General features: G+C 67.4%; 4 protein-coding genes. All 4 read left to right on the top strand.

The annotated features are described in order from the left end of the window. Nucleotides 1-268: 268 nt before the first annotated feature. Entirely contained in the window at nt 269-2,179 is a 1,911-nt protein-coding gene (locus NP534_RS25245) for a sigma-54-dependent Fis family transcriptional regulator (RefSeq protein ID WP_274100519.1), read from the top strand. Between the two features lies 1 nt (nt 2,180). Further along, complete coding sequence (locus tag NP534_RS25240) at nt 2,181-3,914, top strand: ABC transporter ATP-binding protein (protein WP_274100518.1); 1,734 nt, start codon at nt 2,181-2,183, stop codon at nt 3,912-3,914. Continuing rightward, nucleotides 3,904-4,581 (top strand): subtilisin-like serine protease QhpE, encoded by a 678-nt coding sequence (gene qhpE, locus NP534_RS25235; RefSeq protein ID WP_156310313.1) that lies wholly within the window; start codon nt 3,904-3,906, stop codon nt 4,579-4,581. The genes NP534_RS25240 and qhpE overlap by 11 nt, the downstream gene beginning before the upstream one ends. Next, nucleotides 4,574-5,794: flavin-dependent monooxygenase QhpG (gene qhpG / locus NP534_RS25230; protein ID WP_274100517.1), on the top strand; the 1,221-nt coding region annotated here is incomplete at its 3' end. The genes qhpE and qhpG, both read left to right, overlap by 8 nt.

Raw genomic sequence — 5,794 nt, 5'->3', positions numbered from 1 at the left:
TGGCGCCAACTCGGCGGTGCGCCGCCTGACCGGTTGCGAAACCCGTGAGCGCGCGGGCGGCGCTCGATCTCGAGAGCGCTGAAGATCTCCCGCCATCCCCCTGAAGGCCCCAACGAAATCCTCAACCCAATCCCCCGCCATCCCCCCATACCCACCCCCCCAGCCTCCCGACAGCAGCCTGATGACGCCAGCCCATTTCTCCCGCACACTGCGGAAAAATTCCCAAGCCCGTTCCCCTCTACCGTGCGGGGCGCAGCCGGAGTAGAAAATGGCGCGACAACAAATAACAAACGCCCAAGACCCACTACACGAATCCCGCCAGGCCCGGCTCAAGCTGGCCAGCGAAGGCGAGCTGCCACTGGGCATGCTGCGCGACGAAATCGACGCCTCCTGGCGCCGCAGCCTCGGCCATGGCCTGGACTGCCTGCAAGGCGAACAGGTTGGCCTGGGCCTTGAACAAGGCCACGACCTGCGCATGCTGCTGGAGCGCAACCGCCTGCTGGTCGATGCCGTCACCCCCGAACTGGACTACCTGGTCTCGCGCCAGGGCAAAGCGGGCATCATCATCCTCGGCGATGCCCAGGCCAATGTGCTGGCCATCGAAGGCCAGACCCACGTGCTCACCCGCGAAGGCCTGCGCGACCTGCACCCCGGCAGTTGCTGGAGCGAGTCCTTGCGCGGCACCAACGCCATCGGCACGGCCGTGGTGGAAGGGCGGCCGACCCTGATCAACTGTGGCGAACACTACCTCGACCGCCTCAGCCCGTTTTCCTGTACTTCGGTACCGCTGCGCGACCCGCGTGGCGAGGTAATCGGTGTGCTCGACATCACCCGCGAAGGGGTGATGGCACAACCCCAGGACAGCCTGTCTACGCTGATGCTGGCTGCCGGCAATATCGAAAGCCGGCTGTTCGGCTTGTGCCACCCAGAGCAACTGGTACTGGCCTTCCACAGCCGTGCGCAGTACCTCAACAGTGCCTGGCACGGCCTCTTGGCGCTGAGCATGGACGGCGAAGTATTGGCAGCCAACGACAGTGCCTGCCAACTGCTGCAGGTGCCGCGCCAGCAACTGCTCGGCCGGCGTAGCAGCGAGCTGCTGGGTGAACGTTCACCCGCCTTCATCGCCCGGCTGTGGCAGGGCGCTGTAAGCAGTGTGCAGACGGCCAAGGGCGAATTCTTCTTCCGTGCTTTGCAACTGCCGCGCCATGGCCAACTGAGCGGCAGTGTGGCGGTGAGCAAACCGGTGCCGGCCACCCAGTCGCCTGCGCTGGAGGCTCTGGCCGGCGGCGACCCGCGTCTGGCGCGCAACCTGCGCATGGCCCGGCAAGGGCTGGGCAATGGCCTGCCGGTGCTGCTGCTGGGCGAGACCGGCACCGGCAAGGAAGTCGTCGCCCGCGCGCTGCATCAGGCCAGCCCACGGGCTGAAAAGCCATTTGTAGCGGTCAACTGCGCGGCCATTCCCGAAGGGCTGATCGAGTCTGAACTGTTCGGTTACCGCGAAGGGGCATTCACAGGTTCGCGCCGTGGCGGGATGGTCGGACGGCTGATGCAAGCCCATGGCGGCACGCTGTTCCTCGACGAGATCGGCGACATGCCGCTGGCCCTGCAGGCCAGGTTGTTGCGGGTCTTGCAGGAGCGCCGGGTGGCGCCGTTGGGCGCAGGCGACGAGCAGGACATCGATGTGGCACTGATCTGCGCCACCCACCGCGACCTCAAGCGGCTGGTGCTCGAACAGCATTTTCGCGAAGACCTCTACTACCGGGTCAACGGTGTATCGCTGCGCTTGCCGGCCCTGCGCGAGCGTGATGACCTGGGCGGGATCATCCAGGGCCTGCTGGACAAGTCCGGCGCCAAAGGGGTGACCCTCGACCCGGCACTTGCCGCCTTGCTCGAAGGCTTCGACTGGCCGGGCAACATTCGCCAATTGGAGATGGTCGTGCGCACCGCGCTGGCCATGCGAGAGGACGGCGAGCAGGTGCTGACCCTTGATCACCTCACCGATTGCCTGCTGGATGAACTGGCCACGGGCACAACGCCGTCCGGCAGCCTCAAGGACAACGAACTGGACCTGATCCGCACTGCCCTGGGCCGCCACCAGGGCAATGTCTCGGCCGCCGCCGAGGCCCTGGGTATCAGCCGCGCGACGCTGTACCGCAAGCTCAAGCAGCTGCGTAGCTGACATGGGCGGCCTGTTCGCAAGGCTGGTAGAGACCAGCGACCCTGTACTCATGCGCCAGGCTCTGGCCTGGCTGTATGGTTTCGTGCGCCCCCATCGGCGCGCCATCGGCGTGTTGCTGGGCCTGTCCCTGGGCGCCTCGCTGCTGGCCCTGGCGCAACCCTGGCTGGTCAAGACGCTGATCGACGAGGGCCTGCTGGCCAAGGACTACCAGACCCTGTGGCACATGGCAGCGGTCATGATCGTCGCCGGCCTGCTCGGCACCGTGCTGGCCGGGGTCAACCGCTACCTGCACACGCGGCTTTCCGGGCGCATCCTGTTTGCCCTGCGTGATGACCTTTACCGGCACCTGCAACAGTTATCGCCGACCTTTTACGGACGGCGGCGCATCGGCGACATTCTCTCGCGGCTGGACGGCGATGTTGCTGAAATCCAACGCTTTGCCGTGGACTCGCTGTTTTCGGCGGTGTCTGCCGTGATCGGGCTGATCGGCGCGGTGGCCTTGATGCTCATGTTGTCCTGGCAGTTGTCGCTGTTACTGGCGCTGCTGATCCCGATCGAGGTGCTATGGCTGCGCTGGATGCGGCGCAAGGTCGAGCGCGAGGTGCGTAGTCTGCGCGAGCGTTCGGCGGATGTGTCGTCGTTTCTGGTCGAGACGCTGCCCGCCATGAAGTTCATCCAGGCGGCCGGCCAGCAGGGGCGGGAAGCCGGGCGCCTCGACCAGTTGGGCCAGGGCTACATGAGCCAGTTGCTCAAGGTCCAGGTGACCGAGTTCTTTACCCAGGCGATACCCGGCACGTTGACCTCCTGGTGCCGTGCCTGCGCCTTTCTGGTGGGCGGCTGGTGGGTGATCCAGGGCACCTGGCAACTGGGCGCGCTGATCGCATTTTCCACCTACATGGGCATGGCGGTGGGGCCGGTGCAAAGCCTGTTGGGCTTGTATGTGGCGGTGCAGCGCATGGCCGTGAGCCTGGGGCGGGTGATGGAGCTCAAGCAGGAAGCCGTGGCCGTGCGCCCGGCGGATACGCCACGGCCGATACCCGACGGGCCAGGCGAGTTGCGCCTGGAAGCCTTGCACTTTGCCCATGACGGGCGCCAGGGCGCGGTGCTGAACAACCTGAATGTGTGCGTGCCGGGTGGCCTGAAGGTTGCCATCAGCGGCGCTTCGGGGGTTGGCAAGTCGACCCTGATCGACCTGCTGCAACGCTTCTACGACCCCGATGCCGGGCGCATCCTGCTGGACGGTACCGACCTGCGCGAGCTGGACCTGGCGGCGCTGCGTCGGCGCATCGCCGTGGTCAGCCAGGACATCGTGCTGTTCCGTGGCACCTTGGCGCAGAACCTCGCCTACGGGGTGCCCCAGGCCAGCCGCGCGGAGCTTGAACGGGTAGTGCGCCTGGCACGCCTGGACAGCCTGGTCGAAAGCCTGCCGTTGGGGCTGGACGGCTTGCTGGGCGAGCGCGGCCAGCAGTTGTCCGGCGGCCAGAAACAACGTATCGCCATTGCCCGCGCGGTGTTGCAGGCTCCGGCGATCCTGGTGCTGGACGAGGCCACCTCAGCGGTGGACGAAGCGACTGAGCGGGAAGTGATCGCGGCCATCGACCAGTTGTTCGCTGGGCGCACCCGCATCCTGATCAGCCACCGTGCCTCGACCCTGGCCGATGCCGACCTGCACTTGCAGTTGCGTGACGGGCAGTTGCAGGTCTTGCCCCAGGAGGCCATCAGGCATGGGCACTGAGCTGCGGGTCGGGGTTATCGACAGTGGCTGCTCGTCGGCCCAGGCCGTGCAAGTGGTGGGCGCGCGGCGGTTCTGGCTGGAGCAAGGCCAGCTGCGCGAAGGTGAAACGCTGCCTGACCAGCTGGGGCACGGCAGCGCTGTCGTCGCGGGCTTGCTGCGTGAATCAGGCCCCGTACCGCTGCTGGTGGCTCAGGTGTTCAACGCGCAGGCGAGCACCAGTGCGTTGCAGGTGGCGGCTGCGGTGTTATGGCTGGTGGAAGAGGGCGCGACACTGATCAACCTCAGCCTTGGCCTGCATCAGGACCGGCCGGTGCTGCATCAGGCCTGTGCCGAGGCCCAGGCCGCCGGCGTGCTGCTGTGCGCCTCCAGCCCGGCACAGGGCGGCGCGGTCTACCCGGCGAGCTACCCAGGCGTGATCCGCATGACCGGCGATGCCCGCTGTGCAGCGGGGCAGTGGTCGTGGCTCGGCAGCACCCAGGCCGACTTCGGTGGCGCTGTGGGCGCAGGCGGCCTGGCCGGTGCAAGCCTGGGCTGTGCGGCCTTGACCGGTCGGGTGGCGGCGTTGCTGCGGGAACGGCCGGGCCTGCAACGCCAGCAGGTGTTCGACTGGTTGCGCGCCCATGCCGCGTTCAATGGCCCTGAGCGGCGAGGTGCCGAAGATGTCTGAGCCACGCATCCTGGTGCTGGGCGCCGGCCCTGCAGGGGCGGCCACGGCCATCGGTTTGCGGCGCCTGGGCTACCCGGTCACGGTGGTCTCTGAATGGCGCCGCTTTGCTGCGGTCGAAGGCGTTTCACAACGGGTACTGGAAGGTTTGCGCCACGCAGGCCTTGGCGGCGCGCTGAGGCAGGCAGCGATGCCGGCAAGCCGGCAGGTGCGCTGGAACGGCCAGCACCTGCAGATGAACCAGGAGTTTCTGCTCGACAGGCAACGCTTTGACCGGGCACTGCGTGACGATTTGCTCAGTGCCGGCGTGACCGTGGTCGAGGGCCGGGTGCGTGAGGTGTCGCAACAAGACGGGCACCGTGTGCGCCTTGACGATGGCCAGGTACTGGCGGCGCAGTTTCTGGTCGAAGCCCGCGGCCGCCAGGCACCGCTAGCCGCCGACCGCCTGCGAGGGCCGGAGACGGTCAGCCTCCTCAACACCTGGCAAGGTCGCCCAAGCGTGCCGGCATCGGCGGTGGAAAGCCTGGAGGACGGCTGGGCGTGGATGGCCCGCCTGGAAGATGGCCGCTGCTACTGGCAGGTCACCCTGGACGCCGAAGGGCTGCCGGGCAAGGCCGCTCTGGCCGAGTATTGCGCCAACCGCCGACGGCACAGCGCGCTGGTGGCCGAGCTGTTCGATGAGCAGGCGCTGGCACCGGCGCAGGTACATGCGCGCAGCAGCACGGCGATCCTGGCGGGCGACTGTGCCGCAGAGAGCTGGCTGCGGGTGGGTGATGCGGCGATGGCGGTAGACCCCTTGTCGGGCAACGGCATTTTCCAGTCGCTGTCCTCGGCGCTGCAGGCGCCTGTGGTCATCAACACCCTGTTGCGCCGGCCCGAGCGGGCGGCGTTGGCGCTGCAGTTTCATCGGCAGCGGGTCGAGCAACTGTTCCTGCGCTTTGCCCGCATCGGTCGGGATTTCTATGCCCAGGAGCAAGGCCGGGCCGGGCAACCGTTCTGGGACGGTCGCCAGGGATGGCCGGATGCACAACCGCTGCACACGGCCGCGGACTGGCAGGCGGTACGGGTGGCGCGGCGACCGGTACTACGTGACGGGCTGGTGGACGAAGCCGAGGTGGTGGTGACGGCGGACCAGCCGCTTGGGGTCTGGCATTTGCAGGGCGTGGAACTGGCGCCGCTGGTACGCAGGTTGCAGGCTGGCCAGGCGCTAAATGCT

The sequence above is a fragment of the Pseudomonas sp. 39004 genome (assembly GCF_028682155.1).
Taxonomy (GTDB): domain Bacteria; phylum Pseudomonadota; class Gammaproteobacteria; order Pseudomonadales; family Pseudomonadaceae; genus Aquipseudomonas; species Aquipseudomonas capeferrum.
The sequence above is the reverse complement of the archived record's forward strand: the minus strand, read 5'-3'. Positions and strand labels throughout refer to the sequence as shown.

Coding starts and splice junctions, on each gene's coding strand:
- qhpE (WP_156310313.1), top strand. CDS start 3,904: ATGGGCACTGAGCTGCGGGTCGGGGTTATCGACAGTGGCTGCTCGTCG.
- NP534_RS25245 (WP_274100519.1), top strand. CDS start 269: ATGGCGCGACAACAAATAACAAACGCCCAAGACCCACTACACGAATCC.
- NP534_RS25240 (WP_274100518.1), top strand. CDS start 2,181: ATGGGCGGCCTGTTCGCAAGGCTGGTAGAGACCAGCGACCCTGTACTC.